This is a genomic window from Thermoactinomyces intermedius (genome assembly GCF_013912365.1).
Classification (GTDB): Bacteria; Bacillota; Bacilli; order Thermoactinomycetales; family Thermoactinomycetaceae; genus Thermoactinomyces; species Thermoactinomyces intermedius.
Window position 1 is genome coordinate 14,479 of sequence record NZ_JACETT010000028.1, and the last position, 19,680, is coordinate 34,158.

The following is a 19,680-nucleotide window of genomic DNA, read 5'->3' on the forward strand; positions in this document are numbered from 1 at the left end:
GACGTCAGCGACTATATTAACTATTTTCGATTTGAATGTCAAGATAAACATTTAAAGGAGATGATTATTGTGAAAATTACAAGCAGAAAAATCTTCACTTTTGAGTTGTCCGAACAGGAAGTACAAGCACTAATTAACGACCTAGGTAATGTTCCATATGAAATTTTAGTCGATACAGAGATTTTGTTTGACCTCCTTGGAAAGCTTCTTGCTGAAAAAGTCGAAAGGAGTGATGTTTAATGATTAAGAAACCCTTTGTTGTGTTGGATTTGGAGACTACAGGGCTTAACCCGGTTAAAGACCAAATTATCGAAATCGGAGCAGTTAAGTTTGACCCGAACAGCTATGAGGTTTTAGGCGAATATCATACACTCGTAAAACTAAATGAGGGTGATTTGCCAGCTAACATTTCAATGCTGACGGGAATCAGACGTGAAGATTTGGAAAGTGGAAAGTCAGAGGAAGAGGCGGTAAAAGAATTAGTTGACTTTGTAGGCAACTCCATTATTTTAGGACATCACTTACCATTTGACTTAAGTTTCATTGCTCGTTACCACGAGTTAGAAAATGACTTTATTGACACCAAGTCAATGGCATACATGGTAAATCCAAACGTAAGCACGAGTTTAAAGGCTTTATGCAAACGCTACGAAATTAATAATAAAGCTCCCCACCGTGCCTTGAATGATGCGCGGGCTACATGGCTTGTTTTCCATGAGCTTTTCTTTTTGTTGAATAGGGAAGAGTCGGAAATTTGGACTGAGGATAATTTGCAAAAAGTGCTAAATACTCTTGTGATTGGAGAGCGGGGCTTGAGATATGTTCCTTACTCGACGGAAGTAATGTATAAGAAAGTTTCACATTTAATTCCATTCTCAAATTTGGCGTAGGGGAAAAACCTACGCCTTTAGGCTTATAGCATATACAAAAGGGAGGTGAAAATCAATGATTGTGAATAAAGCATATAAATTTAGAATCTATCCAAACAAAGAACAAGAAATATTAATTAATAAGACATTTGGTTGTTCTCGATTTGTATTTAATCATTTTTTAGCAAAATGGGATAATGCTTACAAAGAAACAGGAAAAGGATTAACTTATAATTCTTGTTCTGCTCAGTTAACGCAGCTAAAAAAAGAGTTAACTTGGCTAAAAGAAGTAGATAGTATTGCGATTCAATCGTCATTAAAAAATCTCGCTGATGCTTATTCTCGTTTCTTCAAGAAACAAAACAATAAACCACGTTTTAAGTCCAAGAAAAATCCTGTTCAGTCTTACACGACAAAACATACAAATGGCAATATTGCTATTGATGGTAATAAAATCAAATTGCCTAAACTTGGATGGATTCGTTTTGCAAAGAGTCGTGAAGTAGAAGGTCGTATTCTCAATGCAACAATTAGACGAAATCCAACAGGCAAATATTTTATTTCAATTCTTGTTGAAACAGAAGTACAAGAGTTACCTAAAACTAACTCGGCAGTTGGAATTGATGTTGGATTAAAGGATTTTGCTATTCTTTCAGATGGAACAAAATACGAAAACCCAAAATGGTTACGTAAATTAGAAAAGAAATTAGCAAAAGCACAACGGATTCTATCAAGACGTAAAAAAGGAGGTTCTAATTGGAACAAACAGCGAATTAAAGTTGCTCGTATTCACGAAAAAATTACAGATGCAAGAAATGATTACTTGCACAAAATCTCTACCGAGATTGTCAAAAACCACGACATTATCGGTATTGAAGATTTGCAAGTATCTAATATGTTGAAAAACCATAAATTAGCCAAAGCTATTAGTGAAGTATCATGGTCACAATTTAGAACGATGTTGGAATACAAAGCGAAATGGTACGGCAAAGAAGTTGTAACGGTAGCGAAAAATTTTCCGTCCAGTCAGCTTTGTTCATGTTGTGGATATAAAAATAAAGACGTTAAAAATCTTGGATTGCGTGAATGGGAGTGTCCTAATTGCCATACCCGTCATGACCGAGATATTAACGCAAGTATAAATATCAAAAATGAAGCCATAAGGCTTCTAACCGTAGGAACTACGGGGATAGCCTAGTAAATTAAGGTTCGTTAGAACCTTCTACCTAGGAATCCACTATGGCTTTAGCCTAGTGGTAGTTCAAAAGAAAGTTGCACATTTAATTCCATTCTCAAATTTGGCGTAGGAGATAAACCTACGCCTATTGACTTTGTTAGCATTATTAGCTATACAGGGGACCTGATAGATAATGACGATTTAGGAGAGAAAATTTAAGCTGGAGGTTATAGAAAAGTGAGAGTATTTTTAATGCTAATGAATATCTTGCTTGGTGGGTTTGTGTTTGTCCTCATGCTGATTCTGTCGTATAGCCACACGGCGGATTTTTTCGCAAGAGGTGGGTACACAGGCACATATGCACATCTAGGTGCTGTCGGTTGTGAAACGCTATTCTTCTTGTCCAACATGAACATTATCATCTGTGCTTTGACTGGCAGAAAAGTTCCTATTCCAATTCGGATTGCGTCTGTAATTAGCGCACTCGTTATTGGTTACTCCAACGTCTCGTCTGGGTTTCCTAACGGAGGCGAGGCAATAGCAATTGGTGTGCTAATTTTTGTAATTGGGTTTGTTGCGGAACTGGTTGTCAGTGCCGCTATCATTTCAGGCAATCGAGATGAAAAGGATAAACAAGCTGAACAGCCTGAACAAGAAGTACAAGGTGCACAGCCTGAACATGAACAAGGTGATGATGAAGATGGTGCACATGCACAAGCTGAACAAGGAGAAGCTGAACAGCGTGCACCTGAGCAGGAACAACATGCACAACCTGAACATGAACAGTCTAAAGCTGAACCTGAACAGAATGAAACTGCACAACCTGAACGAAAAGAAAAAGCTGAACGGCAAAGAAAGCGCACAGTTAAGATGAACTATATTGATAATGGTTACGGCCGTGTAACACCTGAGAATTACGAGAAAATCAAAGAAGCCGCTTTGCAATATAAAGCTGAACATGGAAAACTGCCCGGACGCCCAACGCTAATGAAGTTAACAGGGTGCCCACAACGGCAGGTTGACGCTGTTAAGAAGGAACTTGAGGATAAATTGCGCACAGCTTCATAAACAGCGTTCAGTTGAACAGTTCAGATGAACAAAGAAATATGTACAACCTGAACATATAAAATTGTGCAGTTAAACCTGTGCACAGCAAATAGACCTGCACAAGATGAACAACACGTAACCTGCACAAATAAATGTGCACAGGTTTTATCTGTACAGTTGAACACTTAAATTGACATGAACAGCTTGCACCTGAACATATTTAGCTGAACAATTTTTCAATACCAAACCTGAGCAAATTTTAATTTCCTTTTTGTTGAGTTGGTAGAAACGGTGCATTAAATAGATGGAAGGAGAATGCCATATGACGGGAATCTACGCAATTGAGAATATAGCGACAGGTGAAGTTTATGTTGGTCAAAGTCGGAACATCCCGAACCGTTACCAGCAACACCTTAGTATGTTGGAGTGTGGGGAACACCACTCAATAAAGTTGCAAAAGGCTTATAACTCTGTGGGTGCTGTAGGGTTTATGCTCAAAATATTAGAACTCTGTGATGAATCAGAATTAGATAGGAAAGAGCAGGAGTGGATTCAGAAGTTGGATGCATATGACAAAGGCTATAATATGCGGAATCAAACAGGGATGGTATTCAATCTTGATAGCTTCTACTATCGTGTTGCCGATACATTGCATAAGCAATTCAGAACAACCTGCAAGGAATTAGGGCTAGCCCCAACTGAAGCCATTCAGATGCTAATTGACCGTGAGATTGAAGAATCAAAACGAAATGTTGAACTGCTTCAAACCATCCGAGAACCTTTTGAACATAACGAAGACGGAATTGTAAAAACTACCCGAACCGCACGCACCGTTGAAGAAAAAGGGGAGCGTGTATTTACTGCAGATTCGGATTATTTGAGTGGTAATGCATTAAAAGAAGCAATTAAAACTGCGGCTTCAAAAATCAAGGCAGAATCTAATGACGAGTTTAAGATTTTGCAGGTAGCAAGAGAAAGAGGGGAATTAATTTCGAGAAGCAACATAATGGACTTGTTGGGTATTTCGGAATGGAATGCCCGAATGCTTAGAAGCAGTTTAAAAGTAAAATTCAAAAAGATGGGCGTTAATGTTAAATAACACAAGGGGAGAGGAGAATGTCTTAATAGACAAAGTTTGAGTGATGCCAATTAATGGTCTATTCAAACAATTAGCCAGGGCAATTTTTCCCTGGCTATCTGAAATTTAATGTTGACTTTAATGACTCATTTAACTATAATGAAGACGTAAACAACGGAACAGCCCGATGGAGTGCACAATGACGGATTTGCTTTAGGATGTTTTGACGAAGTTGACTATAAAAACTACATAAGGAGATGATATTCATGCCGAAATGCGCTGGATGCGGACGTATCGTCAGAGCAGGACTTGAATTTGGTGGTAAGGATTACGGACCTGAGTGCTTTAAGAAATACGCAGTGCCGGAAATTGAGAAATTGTTGGCGAAGCGGTCAGAGGAAGAACGGAAGAGGGATGCAGAGCGGAAAAGAGCATGGCGTGAGCGGTGCTGGATTTTGGTGCAGGTTTTGAAGAAGAAGGATTTGCGACGGATTCGGAATCGGTTTAAGCTCCGTGTGATACCGGAACTTATTGAGCAGTTCGAGACGAAGGGGTGGTTGAGTAAAAAGCAATGTCTAATGGTTCATGAGTGGCTTAATGACAAGGACATGTTGTTGATGACCGATATTGAGCGAGCATTGGGTTATTATGACGGCGATGATATTGGGTACTATAGGGAGGTTGTCGCATACGCAAAGGGGAAACGCAAGAAGGAGGCACAAGAAATCCTTGAACGACTTGAGCGGGAGAGATTAGAGCGGGAGTTTTTCCCTGAATGGCGTGAGAAATGTAAACAGCGTTTGCAGGAATTGGTGGAAGTATTGGAGAGTGGGGAAAAGGATAACTTAAGCTATGTGAAAGAGCTTGGTTCTTTTCGGGAACGGCTCGTAAATTGGGCGAAGTGGAGAATTGAAAACATCGAGACCATGGACGGGGTTGACGCCAGTGATGTTGAGTTGGATATTCGTTATCTTAAATGGCGTCCCTTGAAGAGATTCGTAGAAAAGGACGGATTCTGATTGGGTAGGAGCTTCAGCCTAAAAAGGCTGGGGCTTCTTTCTTAATGTAATCAGCAGAGCGGGAGGGAGCCTTAGATTGCTTGTTCCTGCTTTGCTTATTGCATTAAGAAGCATATTTATAAGTCTTGGTCAGTTATCAGACTATTCTGTTATATAACAAAGTTAGGAGAGTGATGTATATGGAGAAAAAACGTCAACAAATGGAGAGAATGTTTTGCCCGAACTGCCAAGGTGTCCACAACTTAGGGGTAACTCGTGACAATAGCGGGGTAACAATTGGTTACTTCTGCCACATAACGAAGGAAATTATTAAACTCAATACCACCGTGTGGAACGGAATGGATTTTCGACCCGTCATCTCTATCTACCTTGAAAACATTGTGAATACCAAGCGCTTGCCTTACTTGGGGACTTTGAAGGTTTTCAAGTTGGCAAAGGAATTATCATATAAGTTCATGGATACGGACATTGCCAAAAAGTACGAACCCAACTACTTTTTCGTCCTTTACATCCTGCACGATGAGTTATTGAAGATTTGGGCTAAGTTTCGGTGATAGGAGGATTTGTTTTATGAGACATTTCAGGGCGAGGTGATAGTTTATGGAAAGAAGTAAGGAGGAATTCATTGAAAGATTTGAGCAGAAGGATAAAAAAGGAAATTCGACGTTTGTAAAGTTAGATAAGCGCCTTTTAAGCGCTTATCTATATTTGCCTAAATTTGATAATGATGCGTTAAGTCTTTATTTATACCTCATAGACAAATATAACGAGGATTACGGGTACGCATTTCCGGATACGTGGCAGATTCGGGTTGATTTGAATATGAAAGACCACCGCAGAAAGAAGGCAATTAAGGCACTGAAACAGTATGGTCTTGTCACGGTTAAGAAGAACCGAAGCACGGGGAACAACCAATATATTCCGCACAAGCCTTTAGAGTTGAAGGAATTTGTGGAGAAGTTCCCGGAGGCAGTGGAGGAGTTTTCTAAGGTTTTGAAAGACGCCGAGGATAAGGAGAGGAAGGATAAGCAACGGTTAAAGGAATACCAGGACAAAAAGCGGCAGGAAAGCAAGCAAGAATAAGCGGTTTTTGGTGGTCAGTTTTTGCTACGGTTGATTTTCAACTTTGCTACGGTTGATTTTCAACTTTGCTACGGTTGATTTTCAACCGTTAACAAGACTTACACATAAAGACTTACACATAAAGACTTACATTTACGTACCCTTTTCGCTAACGCTCAAGGGTACCCGTGGCAAAGCCACGGAAATATTTTTAGATAGAAAAACCTTTTAAAAGAAATAGCACGGATAAGGTAGTAGAAAGTTAGGTTTAGGATTTTGTGCTTATTTCTCTTGTCGTGCTTCTATCTCATTTAAATGAAATATAAGTCGGAGGGCTGGCACGCCCGCCGCCCGCACGCACGCAACCCCGGCGCTAGCTCAACCGGGATTTTAGTCGTGCATGAAAGGAGGTGATGCGTGGAATAGGTTGGTTTGTTGTAACTAAGTTGGATGAGTTGGTTTTGTTAAATTTGTTTTCGAGACCTATTATACTTGGGAGCAATTTTGAACGCTCAGAGACCCTTTTAATTCGCTCCCAGGGGTATCTCTGAAGCAAAAATTTAAACAGTCAAGGAGGATGATGTTTATGGCAGGAAATAGACCGAAATTTTTGGACGAAAGACATTATAAAGCAATTGAGATGTTGGTTGCTGGTGAGTATACGATGCAAGAGATTGCAGATGAGGTGGGCATTTCCCGGCGTCAGTTGTATAACTGGATGAATTGGGATTTGTTTAGCAACACCTTAAACAAAATGATTGTAAATAGTAGCAAGAACAGATTGACCGAGGTATTGAATGCAATGGTGGATGCGGCAGTGGAAGACAAGTCAGCCGCCGCCGCTAAGTTGATTTTTGAAGCCCATGAGTTAATCGGTAAGAAGCCGGAGGTTAACGTGAATGTAAATAACGGTGGCGTTGACTATGATGCGATTAAAGAGAGTTTGCGGCAATTCAGGCAAGCAAAGCAAAAGAAAGATAAATAAGGGGATTTGTTGGGGGATTGGTTGGCTAAAACCGTCCCCTTTTTCCTCTGTGTGAAAATGGGTTAATTTTTGGTGCATATAATAGTAAGTATTTTTGAGCCATCGTTTCCAAACGTTTCTCACGTGTGAAATTTATCATCAAAAATATCTGGTGACCCCGGAAAATGCGCGACCCCTTCAAAAATTTTTCGGACAATTTCGTCTTTGATTTATATGTTGACTATAATGACTATGTTAACTATAATAGTAAATGTAAACAACAAGTTCACAGGAGGAATGAACCTTGAAAAATCTAAATATCCAAGAAGTTCGCCGTCTTGGTCGGGATTATATATGCGCCGTTCGTGCTTACTATGACTATTCTTTCGAACATAGCTATGACAACTATGCAGACGTTTTGCTGGACGAGATGCTGGAGAAAGAGGATATCTTTATTGAATCTGCACTGGAATTCTTCCGCGAGAGTATGCCAGAAGACACGTATCAAACGCTCAAACGCTATTGGAAATCTACTGAGTTATCTCTGCAAGACAGGTTAATCGATACGCTTTTACGTATGGCAAAAGTCCCCGTCTCTTAAGGCGGGGCTTCTTTCTACTCGTCGCCTCAGGCATTGGATAAATCAACTGAAAGGATTTGATACTTATGGTTAAATGCCCGTTGTGTGGTAGTCGTGTCAGCGTTGACGAGTTTAGAGTTACCGAAGATATTAGCTGTATCGCATTCCAATGCACGAATGCGGAATGCCAAATCTACCTCGTGAAGGATGAACATGTGATGGCGGAGATGGAAAAGGCGTGGTTCAAGGACGTTGACGAGAGAGTTCAGCACCGGACTTTTACAGAGCGCATGGTTGAAAAGAAGTTGAACAAGGGAGAATACGTGCCGGGAGCAGTTGTGAAGATGTTTCATTATACCCTGTGGTTGCGGAAACTGTGGGGTACCATAAAACCTAAGATTGACCGGACTAACCGCATCCGAGATTACCGGGAGCTAGGCAAGGCGATTGTTGAGGAGATGGAAGAGGCGAAACATAAGATGCTCGATGGGCTTTGTGCGGCGGATAGACAACACAGCAAAATTAACTAAGTAACACGACTCCATTAAGGAGTCTTTTTTTTTTTGTGCCTTGCGGGTTACATAAGAAAAAATGTAACCTTACAGTGAAAGATAGAGAAGGCGGAGCCGTAGGAATTATGCGGCTTTTGACGTGTTGATAATATAAGGTTACAAAATCAATCTTTTGTAACGTAACGAAAAGAGTTATGATGACGATGTTGACGAGACAAACCCAACGCAAGACAAACGCAAAGACAAGCCAAGACAAAACGCTATCCCCCCAAGGCGGGGGTCAGTGGGGGCTGGGGCTGGCTGAAAATAAATCCGCGTATCAAAAATAATTTTTGGAAAATGTACCCCAACCGCAAAGGAGTGTGGCAAGCAAGTTAGGCATTTGTTGGGATGTTGTTGTTGTCCTTGTCTTTGAGTTTCAAGGCTTAGTAGATGATGTAGTAAGTCATTGGGCATGACTCGATTATAAATGAGTATAAGTTTTTCAACTTCTTTGCTTGCGAACTCCCTAAACAGGTAGTTGTAGCTTCGGGTGCCTGAATTTCCGGCGAATAATTCCCACTTGATATTTTGTTCATCAAAATTTTCAACAAAATAATCAGAAATATCCTTAGTTGTTGAATCCTTGAAGAGACTCATATATCTTCTGTCTAGCTCAGGCAAAAGATAACTTAAATTTTCTCTAAGGTAATGTTTATATGCTGATTTTTCCTTCTCCCTCTCTTCCCGCTTTCGGTCATTACTTAAAGTGTGTTCGATAATAAGATACACTAAGCCGATGTCAATACACATTCCTATAATTTCAGAACGCATTTCAGTAATAAATTCCTTGAAATTTGAAAACAAAGTAAACGCCAAAAAGAATCCAAAAATGTATATAGAACCCGTGAATTCAGTGGTCGTTAAGTCCTTAATATCTTTCCGCAGAAGAATCACTATTACAAAACCTAGTCCTAACACAGCTATATACGCATAAAGACGCCACCAAGCATCAGGCACGTTTAAATAATCCAACAGCATTTTTATTCCTCCAATCTGAAAAATTGTTCCAATTAAAACTTAAAGCACAATGAACTGAAAATTTCAACTAAAATTTTTTCCGCAGACTTTGTTGACAAGAATGAATTCAGTTGCTATATAATGGACCTCGACGATAATAAACCCGTTAGCTTTCGCTGATAAAGTTAACTTTATTGCTGATATTTTTGGATTCACAAATAGTTCAAAAATTTTTTTATGTCGTAAAGGTAGCAAAAGATATGTAGAGGTACAAGGAGATATGGATATGTACAAATGGTTATATTTGACAGCCAGTATGAATACTAGGTATTATCAAGATGGCTTCCGTGCGAAAGGGTGTAGGGAGGGATGAAAGAACTAAATAAATTGTTGACACCGAAAGAAGTCGCTGAACTTCTTCAAGTGTCCGAGGTGACCGTCAAAAAGTGGTTAAGAGCAGGCAGGCTCAAAGGCTTTAAGGTAAACCGCTTGTGGCGTGTGAGTACAGAAGATTTGGAAAAGTTTATCAATGGCAGTTGAGTTTGGCGTCTTCCTCTTAGTTCTGGTTTACGGCGCTGTATTGTTTGTCTTTGTGATTGTTCAGGCTTTAGGTTTGGCTTGGTTGTGTAGGCTAGGCGTTGTTGGGTTTTTATTGGTAAGTCGTGTTGTTGAGGTTAACAGGTTCTTTATTTTGTGACGTATTTAACCGCCAATCATTCTCCTAAACGGTTCGCTTTAAGGGGAGAACATTCTCCCCGTTCTTTTTGTGTGCAATAAAGGGGGTTAGCGTTGTGAAGAAGTTTTTTGTCAACCCGGAAACGGGTAAATTACGCAAGTTCCGTACTTTCTTAGTGATGATTGTGGGACTCTTTATTCTGGGTGCTATCTTTGGGGATGGAGATACCCCAGAGGCAACGTCAGGGAATGCAAACAACTCAACTCAACAAAATGCAGAAGCGAAGAAGGAAAGCAAAGTTGCTAAAATCGGCGAGAAGGCAACCGCTGGTAAGTTGGCATACACGATTACTAAAGTGCAAGAAAAAGACGTACTCAGCAATGCTTTGGGGAGCAAAAAGCCAGGTTCTGGTAAATACTTAATCATAGATGTTACGATTGAGAATCTAGACAATGAAGGACGGTCAGTTTCTGAGGGGATGACATGGCTTGAGGATAAAGAGGGAAATAAATATGAACCAGACAGTTCTGCGTTCATGTACTTAGACCAAGCAAATGCAAGTTCCAATTCCTCTTTATTTGACAAAATTAATCCAAAGGGGAAAAAGGAATTTAAATATGTCTTTGACGTGGCAGGTAGTAAGGAGGATTATGTTTTTGTAGGAACTGGCGGATTTGATTTGCTGGATAATGGTGAGGTTAGGATTGAACTAAAAGAACAGTGAAAGAATCTCCCGGTTTGGGAGATTTTTTTATTTTTCTCTACTGGATGTCTAATCAGCTTATAAACAATCCCCTTATGCTTTAGTGAAAAGAGTTAGTTAAGGAGAAGAATGTCTAAATATTCTGAAAAAAGGAGGTGCTGGCATATGGCATGGATTAAATCTGAAAAGCGTTGGGTAGACCGGGAAGAGCGACAAGAAATGATTAATACTCTGGAAGAATACCTTGAATTGGTTGACATCGACAATGCCACGCCTGAAGAACTGGAAGAAGTGGCAAAAATGATGGACGAACTTGCAAGGTTGAAGCGAGTACATAGGGCAGAGGTTGACCTATTATATTTCTCTTGGGAGTACTTTTCCGAGAAAGGAAACCCGGGAAACCCCGGTAACTGGGAAGGGTTTGACCTAGAATGCCCTGAAGATGCGGCAGATTTTCATAAAGAAATATGTCACGACATGGACGAGGTAAGCAACAAAAGGAAAAATGCTAAGATTGTTCGTGCCGCTCCTCGTGGTCATGCTAAATCAACGTACCTTTCAAAAGCTTTCCCGATTCGGGAGGTTTGCTTTAGAAAAAGAAAATTCATCATTGCAATATCCATCACCCCAGACATTGCGATGAAAAATATTGAGTGGATTTCACTTCAACTAAAGCACAATAAAAAACTTAGGGAAGACTTTGGGCCGCTTCTGAATCCAAAGAAGCAAGAAAACCCCCGAGATAATAGTGAATCATTCATTGCTTGGCATGAGGACAAGAACGGAGAACAGAAACTTTTAACTCTCGTTGAAGCGTCTTCCACAGGTAAGGCTTTGCGGGGTAAGAACTGGAACGGTTCTCGTCCGGATTTAATCGTATGCGACGACTTGGAAGACCTGAAGGAAAATGCCGGAACACAGGAACAGCGGGAAAAGTTAAAGGATTGGTTTAACTCGGTTGTGCTCCCTCTTGGAGACCCTAAAGGAAAACGAACTGCTATTGTTTTGATGGGTACAACCGTTCATCATGATTGCCTTTTGATGGATTTGCTTTATCGTCGTGGTGATTTCGAACCAAAAGTATATAGGTCAATTATTAAAGAGCCGGAAAGGTTGGATTTGTGGGAACTATGTAGGAAGATTTACCAAGACCACGAAAACCCGAACCGTTTAAATGACGCTAAGGAATTTTACAAAAAGCACAAAGAAGAAATGGATAAAGGAGCAATTCTTCTTTGGCCAGAGTCAAAGAATTTATGGACGCTGCATCAGATTAAATGGGATTTAGGAACAAAGGCATTTAACACAGAGTACCAAAACAATCCTATAGACGAAGATTCGATGATATTCAACCCCAAGAGCTTCACCTATTGGGACAATAAAGACCCCGGAAAGACGTTTAAGCATAGTCAGTATCATATCGGATTCGGTATTGACTTTGCAATGGGGAAAGAGCGTGGGGACTTTTCGGCAATCTCGGTTGTTGCTCGGAATAAAGAAACAGGTGTTATTTATGTTGCTGACTCTTACGTGGAGAGGATTCACCCGGATAAGTTCTTAGACGTGATTGTTGAAAGAGTGCTTAAATGGCAACCGGACGTTATCGCTGTTGAAGCCCAACACGCACAAGAATTCTTTTCTTTCCACTTGAAACAAAAGTTGCAGGCTGTTGGATATCCTGCACATACCCGAGTAAAAGAGGTTAAGCAGAAGGCAAGGAAGGAGCTTCGGATTGAGGCTTTGTTGCCTGATATTCAATCAGGAAAAATCCAATTTAACACAAGACATCATCGACTTTTAGAACAATTCGAGTTGTACGGAACAAATTCTCATGATGATGCGCCGGACAGCTTGGAGATGGCAATTACGGCAGTAAGACAGAGCGTTCCTGTTGTGATTGAAGACAAACCATTCTGGATGTGAGGAGGTGAGGCGGATGCTTTTTGCTGATGATGAATCTAAATTTGAAATTCCCACATTAACCCATGAATTTAAAGAAGGCGGTATTTATCCGTCTGAGGATGAACGGGTTTTACGGAGACTTGCCAAATATAAGCGAGGAAAGCTTTTCTTTCAGGGAAATCAAGAAGAAATGTTTGAGCGGGCAAGCGAGGCTTTGAAAGGGACGAAACATGAGTCTTATTTGCGAACTCTTTATATCGCTTGTAACTTGCAGGATATTCTGTTGACCAAGCCCGCAGACCTTATGTTTGGTGAACCTCCTATTTACGACATTAGTCAACCGGACGAAACGCCAACCAAGCAGGCTTTAAATGAGATTGTCAAAAGAAACCGCCTCAACAAACTAGGGCATGAACTTGTCATCTCCGGAGGATATAGGGGTGACTCTTGGATTAAGGTTCGTTACGGGTATCGGGATGATTTTTCAGAAGTCCCAAAGGAACTTTTACCGGAAGGGGTTTCGGCTGAAGAGTTTCTAGGGGCTGAGTTGGAACCAATCATTGAAAGCGTACCTGCTGAGTTTGTTTTTCCTGAGGAATCGTTACGGGATAGGAATAGGTTCAAGGCAATCAATATTGCCTTTGTTGAATGGGTTTTAGAGGGCAAGGAAGAAGTTCCTTATCTGTTTGTTGAACGGCACGTGCCAGGCTTTATAACGTATTCGAGGTTTAGGATGACTCCCTTAGATGTCCAAAACATAGACAGTGTTCCAATTATGATGTATCGGATTCAAGAAAGGGTTCCTACGGGAATGGAACAAGACATTATACCAACCGGATTAAATTATATTCCGGTTTGGCACGTTCCGTATAAATCGGTTGACGATACGTGGGAAGGAATTTCTTTTATTGAAAAGGCGGAATCGATTATACAAGCCATCAATGACCGCCTAGTTCAGATTGATTATATCCTGTGGAAGCACGGTGACCCTCCAGCATATGGCCCACGGTTAACCGGAGAAAATGGGACTGTAAGCTGGGCTGGCAGATATATTCCACTAGAAAACGACCAACCCCAGCCCGGTTATATGCAATTTGACTCCCGGTTAGAGGGGCAATTTAAAGAGCTTGATTATCTGATTAATATTTTGTATCAGATGGCTGAGACACCGCAATGGTTGTTTGGTACTACCATTACGGAAAACTCCGGAGGAACAGGTACTTCTCACACTGACGGGGTGGCTATCCAATCAAGGTTTATGCCCATCCTGTCCAAAGTTAAACGAATCAGAGTTCATGTGGACTATGCGTTTAAGAATGCGATTAAAACAGCACTTGAATTAAAGGCACTTAACCAACCTGAGCTTGGGATTGAGCCCGAGGAACCAATTATTCACTGGAAAGACGGATTACCGAAAAACAAAAAAGAAGAAGCTGAAATCATGGCACTTCGAACCGGAGATAAACCGACGCTTGACGTCAAGTCCGCTATTAAACGCCTTGATGAAGTGGAGGACAAGGTGGCGGAAACGATAATAGAAGCCATCCAAGAAGACGAAGCAAGACTAATTCCTCAAGCAATGCCTTCCGTTCCGCTTGAAGAAGTTGAAGGCGGGGATGAATAATGACTTGGAATCCTCAGCCAGTTCCTAAACAGGAATATAACTATGAGGTTGAAGTCTTGGTTGCAGAGTATAAAAGAGCGGCGGAACGAATACGGGATTTACTCTTACGTGCTCCGCTAGATATGAAGTCGGTGGAACGTCAAAGGTTGCTTCAAGAAATCGCTGAGATATTAAGGGAGCTTGATGCATCCGCTGAGGCTTGGATTGAGAAAAACATACCGAAAGCATATCGAGAGGGAGCGGCAGGTGCACTTATCACGCTCGGTGAAGCAACCACCTTAAAAAAGGCACTTGAGTTGGTTTCTACAAATAGACTTAACCGACAATTCGTCGAGGCGATGATTGCTGATACCATGGAAGATTTGTTGCAAATGACACGGAACACTGAGTTGCAAGTGAAAAAGTTCATTCGTCAGATTGTCGGGGAACAATTGCGGCAGGGTGCAATTGAAGGGGAAAAAGGAAGTAAGCAAATTAAAGACATTAGCAAAGTTCTAAGGCGGCAGGCTGAAAAATCCGCTAACTTTGCGATTCGTGACCGTGCAAATAGGATTTGGTCAATTGAAGCTTATGTCCGCATGGTAACGAGAACAAAATTAATGCAGGCACATTTGGAAGGTGCAACTAACGAAGCGCTTTCCCGTGATGCTATGTATGCGACTATCTCCGCCCACGGGAGCAAACATGCTCCTTGCAGACGTTGGGAAGGTAGGATAGTTAAGTTGACGGATGGAGTACCCGGAAATTATCCAACATTAGCCGAGGCGAGGATGTCTGGCATATTCCATCCGGGCTGTCAGCATAGTATTCATCCGTTTAGAGACCCTTCAATACTTCCTCGACAACTTCAGGACTTGAATAAAACACCCATGACATTTGATTAAGGAGGTGATGTCATGGCGAACCAAAATGCACTGCCTGACGATAACAAGAACATGACGCTGATTGGTGAATCTCTTGAAAACCCCGGCGAAACCCGCCGCCTTAAAGTCACTGAAGATGGTGCTTTGGTGGTCACCGCTATTGGTGGTGGAACTGCTTCTAAGTGGTACAGTGGAACTTCTGACCCTGACGATTCCTTGGGTCAAGTTGGTGATTACTACCTCAATACCTCTAGTGGTGATGTTTTTGAAAAGGGTTCCGCTGGTTGGGGCAAAACGGGGAATATCAAAGGACCTCAGGGACCTCAGGGTGAACAAGGCACACAGGGACCCCAGGGAGAACAAGGACCCCCCAGGGGAACCTGGTTTCCCGACGGAAGAAGATTGGAATGCCCTCTTAGCAAGGGTTGACGAATTGGAACAACGGATTGCTGCCCTTGAAGGTGAAGGGTAAGGAGGTGGGATAGATGCGACAAATCACGGCGATTGCCACTGAAGACATCCCGGCAAATCGGCTTTGCTGTCTGGCGGGTGGGGGAGACCCTGATAAAGTTTATGTCCGTTTGGCAAAAGCTGATGAAGCCGCTGATTTCTGTTCCAAACGGACAATTTCCCAAGGTGAAGAAGTCACTGTCGATTTGGAAGGCAGTGGGTACTGGGAGGTTGAATTTAAGGCAACTGAACAAGCTAACTCCGTTGCTGCTGGCATTTCTGTCAACGTTCTTGACGGTGGCTACATCGGTATGGATGGGAATCTTGCTTCTTACATTGGGTATACTCTGGAACCCGGAAGTGACGGGGATGTTATCAAGATTAAAAAGCTGTACAAAGTAAAAGCAAGCAGAATTAATCCCTATTAAGCTTCCTTGACCAACACGCAGTGAGGTCGTTAAAAGCTGCTGCGGAATTCGGCTACTTGCGCCGCAAAGCAAGGTTAAGGAGGAATGTACTATGGAACAAGAAAACAAACAACAAGAAGTGAAACAAACCCAACAGGGGGAACAACACGAAAAACCCATGTTTACTCAGTCTCAATTAAATTCAATCATTGGGGACAGGGTAAACCAAGTTAAAAATAAATATGAAGCAAAAATCCAAGAGCTAAATAAACAGCTTGAGGAAGTGATGAATGGCAATGACGAGCTGAAAAAGAAAGCAGAAGAGTATGACGCTTTGTCTGAGGAATTCGAAAAATTTAAAGCCAAATATCGTACTGAAAAGATTCAGTCTAAGTTCAAGGAAAAAGCCAAGGAGTATGACGTGGAATATGTTGATGCCGCTTTGAAATTGGTCAAAGATGAGCTTTTTCAGCTTAACATTGACGAAAATGGAGATGTTGAGGACATCGACGATTTAGTCAAAAACCTTGTAGAGCAAAACCCTTTCTTGGTGGTTCAGAAAAAACAGCAACCCAAAGTTTTAGGTGCACCTACTAACCCGTCCGGTAAGGCGGAAAAGACGAAAGAGCAACTTTTGAAAGAAGCTCATGACAGAGCTAAACGAACCGGACGTCAGGAAGACATTATCAGATACTCACAGCTTAAGCGTGAGTTAAATAAATAAATAACCATTCTGACTAAATTAACTAAATTAACAAGGAGTTGGTTTTTATGGCACAACAAAATTCTCAATTGATTGTAGGTAAAAAGGAATCTGTTGTTGATGAAATGCTCCTGTTGTCTCCGCATCAAATCCCGCTGCTTAGCCTGATTGGGTTTGGTGACTCCGTGTATAACACGAAGCATGAGTGGGTTGAAGATGAAATGTTTGCTTATGAAACCCGCCTGACGGCTGCTGCGGACAACGATGCCACCACGCTGGAAGTGGCTGATGGTAGCATCTTCCGTCCTCAGCATGTGGTTCAAGTTGACGAAGAATATATGCTCGTGACGGCGGTGAACGGGAACACGGTGACCGTGAGCCGTGCGCACCTGGGAAGCACGGCGGCTGCCCACGGTCAAGGTGCTGTCATTGAAGTTCTTTACAACGAAACTGAAGAAGGTGCGGAAGCTCGGGAAGCCCGTGCTAAGCAACGGAAACTGGTGGAAAACTATACTCAAATCTTTGAAGAAACTATTTCGGTTTCTGGCTCCGCTATGGCTGTTGCTCAATATGGATTTGCTGATGAATATGAACGTCAACGGTTGCACAAGCAATCCGAACTGGCTTTGCAACTGGAAAAAGCCATGATTGCTGGTCCTGGAGTGAACAACGGGCTGAAACGGTACATGAAAGGTATCCGCAACTATATTGTGTCCAACGTGGAAGATGTCAGTGGTGGAAATGTCACGGTTGATGTTCTGAATGATGCCCTCCAAAAAATCTATGCTGCTGGTGGATTCAAGACCGTGAGCAACCACGTTATCATGGTTCCCGCTAAGCAAAAACGGGTCATTGCTGCGATTAGCAGAGACCTTGTTCGCCATGGGGTGAATGACCGGGTTGAAGGACGTGTAGTTGATACCTTCATTTCTGACTTCGGTGAGTTCCCCATTATTCTGAACGACAACCTGAAGTCCAGCGAAATCTTTATTGTTGACCTGAACCGGATTGCCGTGCGCCCCTTGGGTGACCGTTCCTTCTCCCATGAATACATGGGTAAACAAGGTGACTTCATCATGGGTCAGCTTTTGGGTGAATATACCCTCGAGTTCAAGCAAGAAAAAGCGCATGCCAAATTGGTGAACCTTGGCTAATTGAATTGGGGCACCCAATTGGATGCCCCTTTCTTCTAATCATTTTTGGGAGGTGTTGTTAATGAGCGTTCATTACCGGTACATTCAAATCCCGGGTCCTGTTGCCCCCGGAGAAACAAAATCTGCTTTTGTCGATTTGGGCGTTAAGGATGTAGAAATAACTTCCGCTAGTATCTGGGCACCTCGTGTCCCGTACTCTACGGAGGGGAAAACCTTGGTGTATCTGGATTGTGAACCGACTCATCAAGAATTTTCTGGATATACTACTCCGCCGGAAGTTCCGCACTTAACCATTCTTCAGGTAGAAGGTGACGTTGAAGACGAACAAGGTAGCGTACATGCGCAAAGTATTAAAGTTCGTGGTGAACGCGGTACGGTTTACGGTCAGGATAATTTCCCCTTCTATGCTACGGGTAGGATATCGCTCAATTATAAAAACGACACTGATGCAGAATTCCCTGAGGATTATGGAATCCTTGCTGCAATTATTTACAAAGATGTGTAATCGGAGGTGGAACCATGGCTGAATTCAGAAGTGAACATGCCTTCTTGTCCGTTTGGGTTGGTAATAAGAAAATCCAATTCACCAACGGCTTTGCCCAAACGGATGATGAAGAAATCATCAAAGCACTTGAACAAAATCATAGAGTAACCCGCATCGACAAGCCGGAAGAAAAGGAAGAGGAAAAGAACGAAGAAGCCAAACCCAAAACCAAATCCACCAAAAAGACCACGAAAAAGAAAGCTGAAAAGTGAGGTGTTGACCATGCCAAGCCTCACTGACGCTCAACAATACTTTGACACCTATGTTCTGCACTCAGAAGCTTGGGACGAAGCTGATGACACTAGGAAAACCAAAGCATTGAACCAAGCGGAAAAAGATTTATCCGAATTTTTAGGTGATGTTGACTTTGAAATTCCAGTAGAAGCCATCTATGAACAGGCTTTATGGATTCTCCGCATGGACGACGCAATTCAAAAGGCAGAGTTGGGAGTTACCAGCGTATCTGTCGATGGAGTTTCAGTTTCAATGGCAAAGGCTCCGCCTAGAATCTCTCCTAGAGCCGTCCAGAAAATCGAGTACGAAACGGGATATAATCCTTATGACTTGTGGACGGTGATTTAAATGGCTTGGATACCTATGAAAGACAAAATCAAAATAACCAAACTTGAAGGAATTGACGGATGGGGTGAGCCAATCTGGGGAGAGTCTAGGGAAGTGAAGGGGAGGATTTCAGAGCAAACCCGGATTGTTCTAAACCAAAACGGAGAAGAGGTATCGTCACGATACACACTATACGTTTCGCCAAAAGAAGTAATCCGATATGGAGACAAAATTGAGTTTACGGATTCCAGTGGCTTAACTATTTCAGGTGAGCCTTTGTCAATAAAAGCCATCAAGGATTACGGAGGAAAGGTGATTCTTAGAAAGGTGAGTTTGCGATGAGGATTAGAACGAGAGTCACCACAAATGTTTCTAAATTGAAAAGTGCTTCAAAGTCTATTCAATCCGCATTAAACATGTCACTTCACGATGTGGGAGATGACTTGGTTCGGGCATCTTCTGGAGCGGCTCCGCATGAGACAGGCTATCTTGAGTCTAGTTGGAACAAAAAAGTTGACACTTCCCCTACACAAGGAAGCGTGGAAGTTTCTTACCGTGCGTATAATCGAGGCTTCAACTATGCACTGAAAATGCATGAAGGTAGTTATAACTTGGGGGAAGGCTCACGGAGAAAGCCTGGAGGGATTGGAATGTCAGGGAAACGTTATCCAGTTGGTGCTAAGTTTCTTGAACGTCCACTTATGGGGGAACGGAGCGCTTATCAAAAACATGTTAAAGAGCGATTGGCACGGAATTTAAAGGCACTTGATTAGGGGAGGTGGTTTA

26 protein-coding genes are annotated in these 19,680 nt (G+C 42.0%); 25 read left to right on the forward strand and 1 reads right to left on the reverse strand.

Annotated elements, in window-relative coordinates; all coding sequences use genetic code 11:
• Positions 1 to 69 precede the first annotated feature (69 nt).
• The 11 genes from H1R82_RS07205 to H1R82_RS07255 all read left to right on the forward strand — a co-directional run bounded on the left by H1R82_RS07205 (position 70) and on the right by H1R82_RS07255 (position 8,326).
• Positions 70 to 240, forward strand: a complete 171-nt coding sequence (locus tag H1R82_RS07205; protein WP_181729181.1) for a hypothetical protein — start codon at positions 70 to 72, stop codon at positions 238 to 240.
• Entirely contained in the window at positions 240 to 890 is a 651-nt protein-coding gene (locus tag H1R82_RS07210) for a 3'-5' exonuclease (protein ID WP_181729180.1), read from the forward strand. The genes H1R82_RS07205 and H1R82_RS07210 overlap by 1 nt, the downstream gene beginning before the upstream one ends.
• A gap of 55 nt (positions 891 to 945) precedes the next feature.
• On the forward strand, positions 946 to 2,067 hold the full coding sequence (tnpB, locus tag H1R82_RS07215; RefSeq protein WP_181729179.1) for an IS200/IS605 family element RNA-guided endonuclease TnpB: 1,122 nt from the start codon (positions 946 to 948) through the stop codon (positions 2,065 to 2,067).
• A gap of 216 nt (positions 2,068 to 2,283) precedes the next feature.
• Positions 2,284 to 3,114 (forward strand): hypothetical protein, encoded by an 831-nt coding sequence (locus tag H1R82_RS07220; protein ID WP_181729178.1) that lies wholly within the window; start codon positions 2,284 to 2,286, stop codon positions 3,112 to 3,114.
• Between the two features lie 301 nt (positions 3,115 to 3,415).
• Positions 3,416 to 4,192 carry a GIY-YIG nuclease family protein gene (locus H1R82_RS07225; RefSeq protein WP_181729177.1) on the forward strand — a complete coding sequence of 259 codons (777 nt, stop codon included), beginning with the start codon at positions 3,416 to 3,418 and terminating at the stop codon, positions 4,190 to 4,192.
• Between the two features lie 245 nt (positions 4,193 to 4,437).
• Positions 4,438 to 5,190, forward strand: coding sequence for a hypothetical protein (locus tag H1R82_RS07230; RefSeq protein ID WP_181729176.1), 753 nt, complete (start codon positions 4,438 to 4,440; stop codon positions 5,188 to 5,190).
• Positions 5,191 to 5,369: 179 nt separating this feature from the next.
• On the forward strand, positions 5,370 to 5,744 hold the full coding sequence (locus tag H1R82_RS07235) for a hypothetical protein (RefSeq protein WP_181729175.1): 375 nt from the start codon (positions 5,370 to 5,372) through the stop codon (positions 5,742 to 5,744).
• A gap of 46 nt (positions 5,745 to 5,790) precedes the next feature.
• Entirely contained in the window at positions 5,791 to 6,273 is a 483-nt protein-coding gene (locus tag H1R82_RS07240; RefSeq protein WP_181729174.1) for a hypothetical protein, read from the forward strand.
• 565 nt (positions 6,274 to 6,838) lie between these two features.
• Positions 6,839 to 7,237 (forward strand): phBC6A51 family helix-turn-helix protein, encoded by a 399-nt coding sequence (locus H1R82_RS07245; RefSeq protein WP_181729173.1) that lies wholly within the window; start codon positions 6,839 to 6,841, stop codon positions 7,235 to 7,237.
• Between the two features lie 283 nt (positions 7,238 to 7,520).
• Positions 7,521 to 7,817 carry a hypothetical protein gene (locus H1R82_RS07250; RefSeq protein WP_181729172.1) on the forward strand — a complete coding sequence of 99 codons (297 nt, stop codon included), beginning with the start codon at positions 7,521 to 7,523 and terminating at the stop codon, positions 7,815 to 7,817.
• Between the two features lie 197 nt (positions 7,818 to 8,014).
• Complete coding sequence (locus H1R82_RS07255; RefSeq protein ID WP_181729171.1) at positions 8,015 to 8,326, forward strand: hypothetical protein; 312 nt, start codon at positions 8,015 to 8,017, stop codon at positions 8,324 to 8,326.
• A 174-nt stretch (positions 8,327 to 8,500) separates the two neighbouring features.
• On the opposite strand, the gene H1R82_RS07260 is transcribed toward H1R82_RS07255, so the two are convergent.
• Positions 8,501 to 9,328 carry a hypothetical protein gene (locus H1R82_RS07260; protein ID WP_181729170.1) on the reverse strand — a complete coding sequence of 276 codons (828 nt, stop codon included), beginning with the start codon at positions 9,326 to 9,328 and terminating at the stop codon, positions 8,501 to 8,503.
• A 348-nt stretch (positions 9,329 to 9,676) separates the two neighbouring features.
• On the opposite strand from H1R82_RS07260, the gene H1R82_RS07265 reads away from it, so the two are divergent.
• The 14 genes from H1R82_RS07265 to H1R82_RS07330 all read left to right on the forward strand — a co-directional run bounded on the left by H1R82_RS07265 (position 9,677) and on the right by H1R82_RS07330 (position 19,667).
• Positions 9,677 to 9,847: a helix-turn-helix domain-containing protein gene (locus tag H1R82_RS07265; protein WP_181729169.1), complete on the forward strand. Its 171-nt coding sequence runs from the start codon at positions 9,677 to 9,679 to the stop codon at positions 9,845 to 9,847.
• 251 nt (positions 9,848 to 10,098) lie between these two features.
• Positions 10,099 to 10,707 carry a DUF4352 domain-containing protein gene (locus H1R82_RS07270; protein ID WP_181729168.1) on the forward strand — a complete coding sequence of 203 codons (609 nt, stop codon included), beginning with the start codon at positions 10,099 to 10,101 and terminating at the stop codon, positions 10,705 to 10,707.
• Positions 10,708 to 10,851: 144 nt separating this feature from the next.
• Complete coding sequence (gene terL / locus H1R82_RS07275) at positions 10,852 to 12,609, forward strand: phage terminase large subunit (RefSeq protein ID WP_232333820.1); 1,758 nt, start codon at positions 10,852 to 10,854, stop codon at positions 12,607 to 12,609.
• Between the two features lie 13 nt (positions 12,610 to 12,622).
• A complete protein-coding gene (locus H1R82_RS07280) occupies positions 12,623 to 14,212 on the forward strand; it encodes a phage portal protein (RefSeq protein WP_220214933.1) in 1,590 nt (529 codons plus the stop codon).
• On the forward strand, positions 14,212 to 15,096 hold the full coding sequence (locus tag H1R82_RS07285; RefSeq protein ID WP_181729167.1) for a phage minor capsid protein: 885 nt from the start codon (positions 14,212 to 14,214) through the stop codon (positions 15,094 to 15,096). The genes H1R82_RS07280 and H1R82_RS07285 overlap by 1 nt, the downstream gene beginning before the upstream one ends.
• Positions 15,097 to 15,108: 12 nt before the next feature.
• Positions 15,109 to 15,504, forward strand: coding sequence for a hypothetical protein (locus tag H1R82_RS07290; protein ID WP_181729166.1), 396 nt, complete (start codon positions 15,109 to 15,111; stop codon positions 15,502 to 15,504).
• 56 nt (positions 15,505 to 15,560) lie between these two features.
• Positions 15,561 to 15,953, forward strand: coding sequence for a hypothetical protein (locus tag H1R82_RS07295; RefSeq protein WP_181729165.1), 393 nt, complete (start codon positions 15,561 to 15,563; stop codon positions 15,951 to 15,953).
• A gap of 91 nt (positions 15,954 to 16,044) precedes the next feature.
• Positions 16,045 to 16,656, forward strand: a complete 612-nt coding sequence (locus H1R82_RS07300; protein ID WP_181729164.1) for a phage scaffolding protein — start codon at positions 16,045 to 16,047, stop codon at positions 16,654 to 16,656.
• Positions 16,657 to 16,703: 47 nt separating this feature from the next.
• Positions 16,704 to 17,789 (forward strand): SU10 major capsid protein, encoded by a 1,086-nt coding sequence (locus H1R82_RS07305; protein WP_232333821.1) that lies wholly within the window; start codon positions 16,704 to 16,706, stop codon positions 17,787 to 17,789.
• Between the two features lie 61 nt (positions 17,790 to 17,850).
• Entirely contained in the window at positions 17,851 to 18,294 is a 444-nt protein-coding gene (locus H1R82_RS07310) for a hypothetical protein (RefSeq protein WP_181729163.1), read from the forward strand.
• Positions 18,295 to 18,308: 14 nt separating this feature from the next.
• Positions 18,309 to 18,545, forward strand: coding sequence for a hypothetical protein (locus H1R82_RS07315; protein WP_181729162.1), 237 nt, complete (start codon positions 18,309 to 18,311; stop codon positions 18,543 to 18,545).
• A gap of 10 nt (positions 18,546 to 18,555) precedes the next feature.
• Complete coding sequence (locus tag H1R82_RS07320; RefSeq protein WP_181729161.1) at positions 18,556 to 18,915, forward strand: hypothetical protein; 360 nt, start codon at positions 18,556 to 18,558, stop codon at positions 18,913 to 18,915.
• On the forward strand, positions 18,916 to 19,236 hold the full coding sequence (locus H1R82_RS07325) for a hypothetical protein (RefSeq protein ID WP_181729160.1): 321 nt from the start codon (positions 18,916 to 18,918) through the stop codon (positions 19,234 to 19,236). It begins immediately after the preceding gene.
• Positions 19,233 to 19,667, forward strand: a complete 435-nt coding sequence (locus tag H1R82_RS07330) for a hypothetical protein (RefSeq protein ID WP_181729159.1) — start codon at positions 19,233 to 19,235, stop codon at positions 19,665 to 19,667. Before H1R82_RS07325 ends, H1R82_RS07330 begins: the two co-directional genes overlap by 4 nt.
• Positions 19,668 to 19,680: the final 13 nt, after the last annotated feature.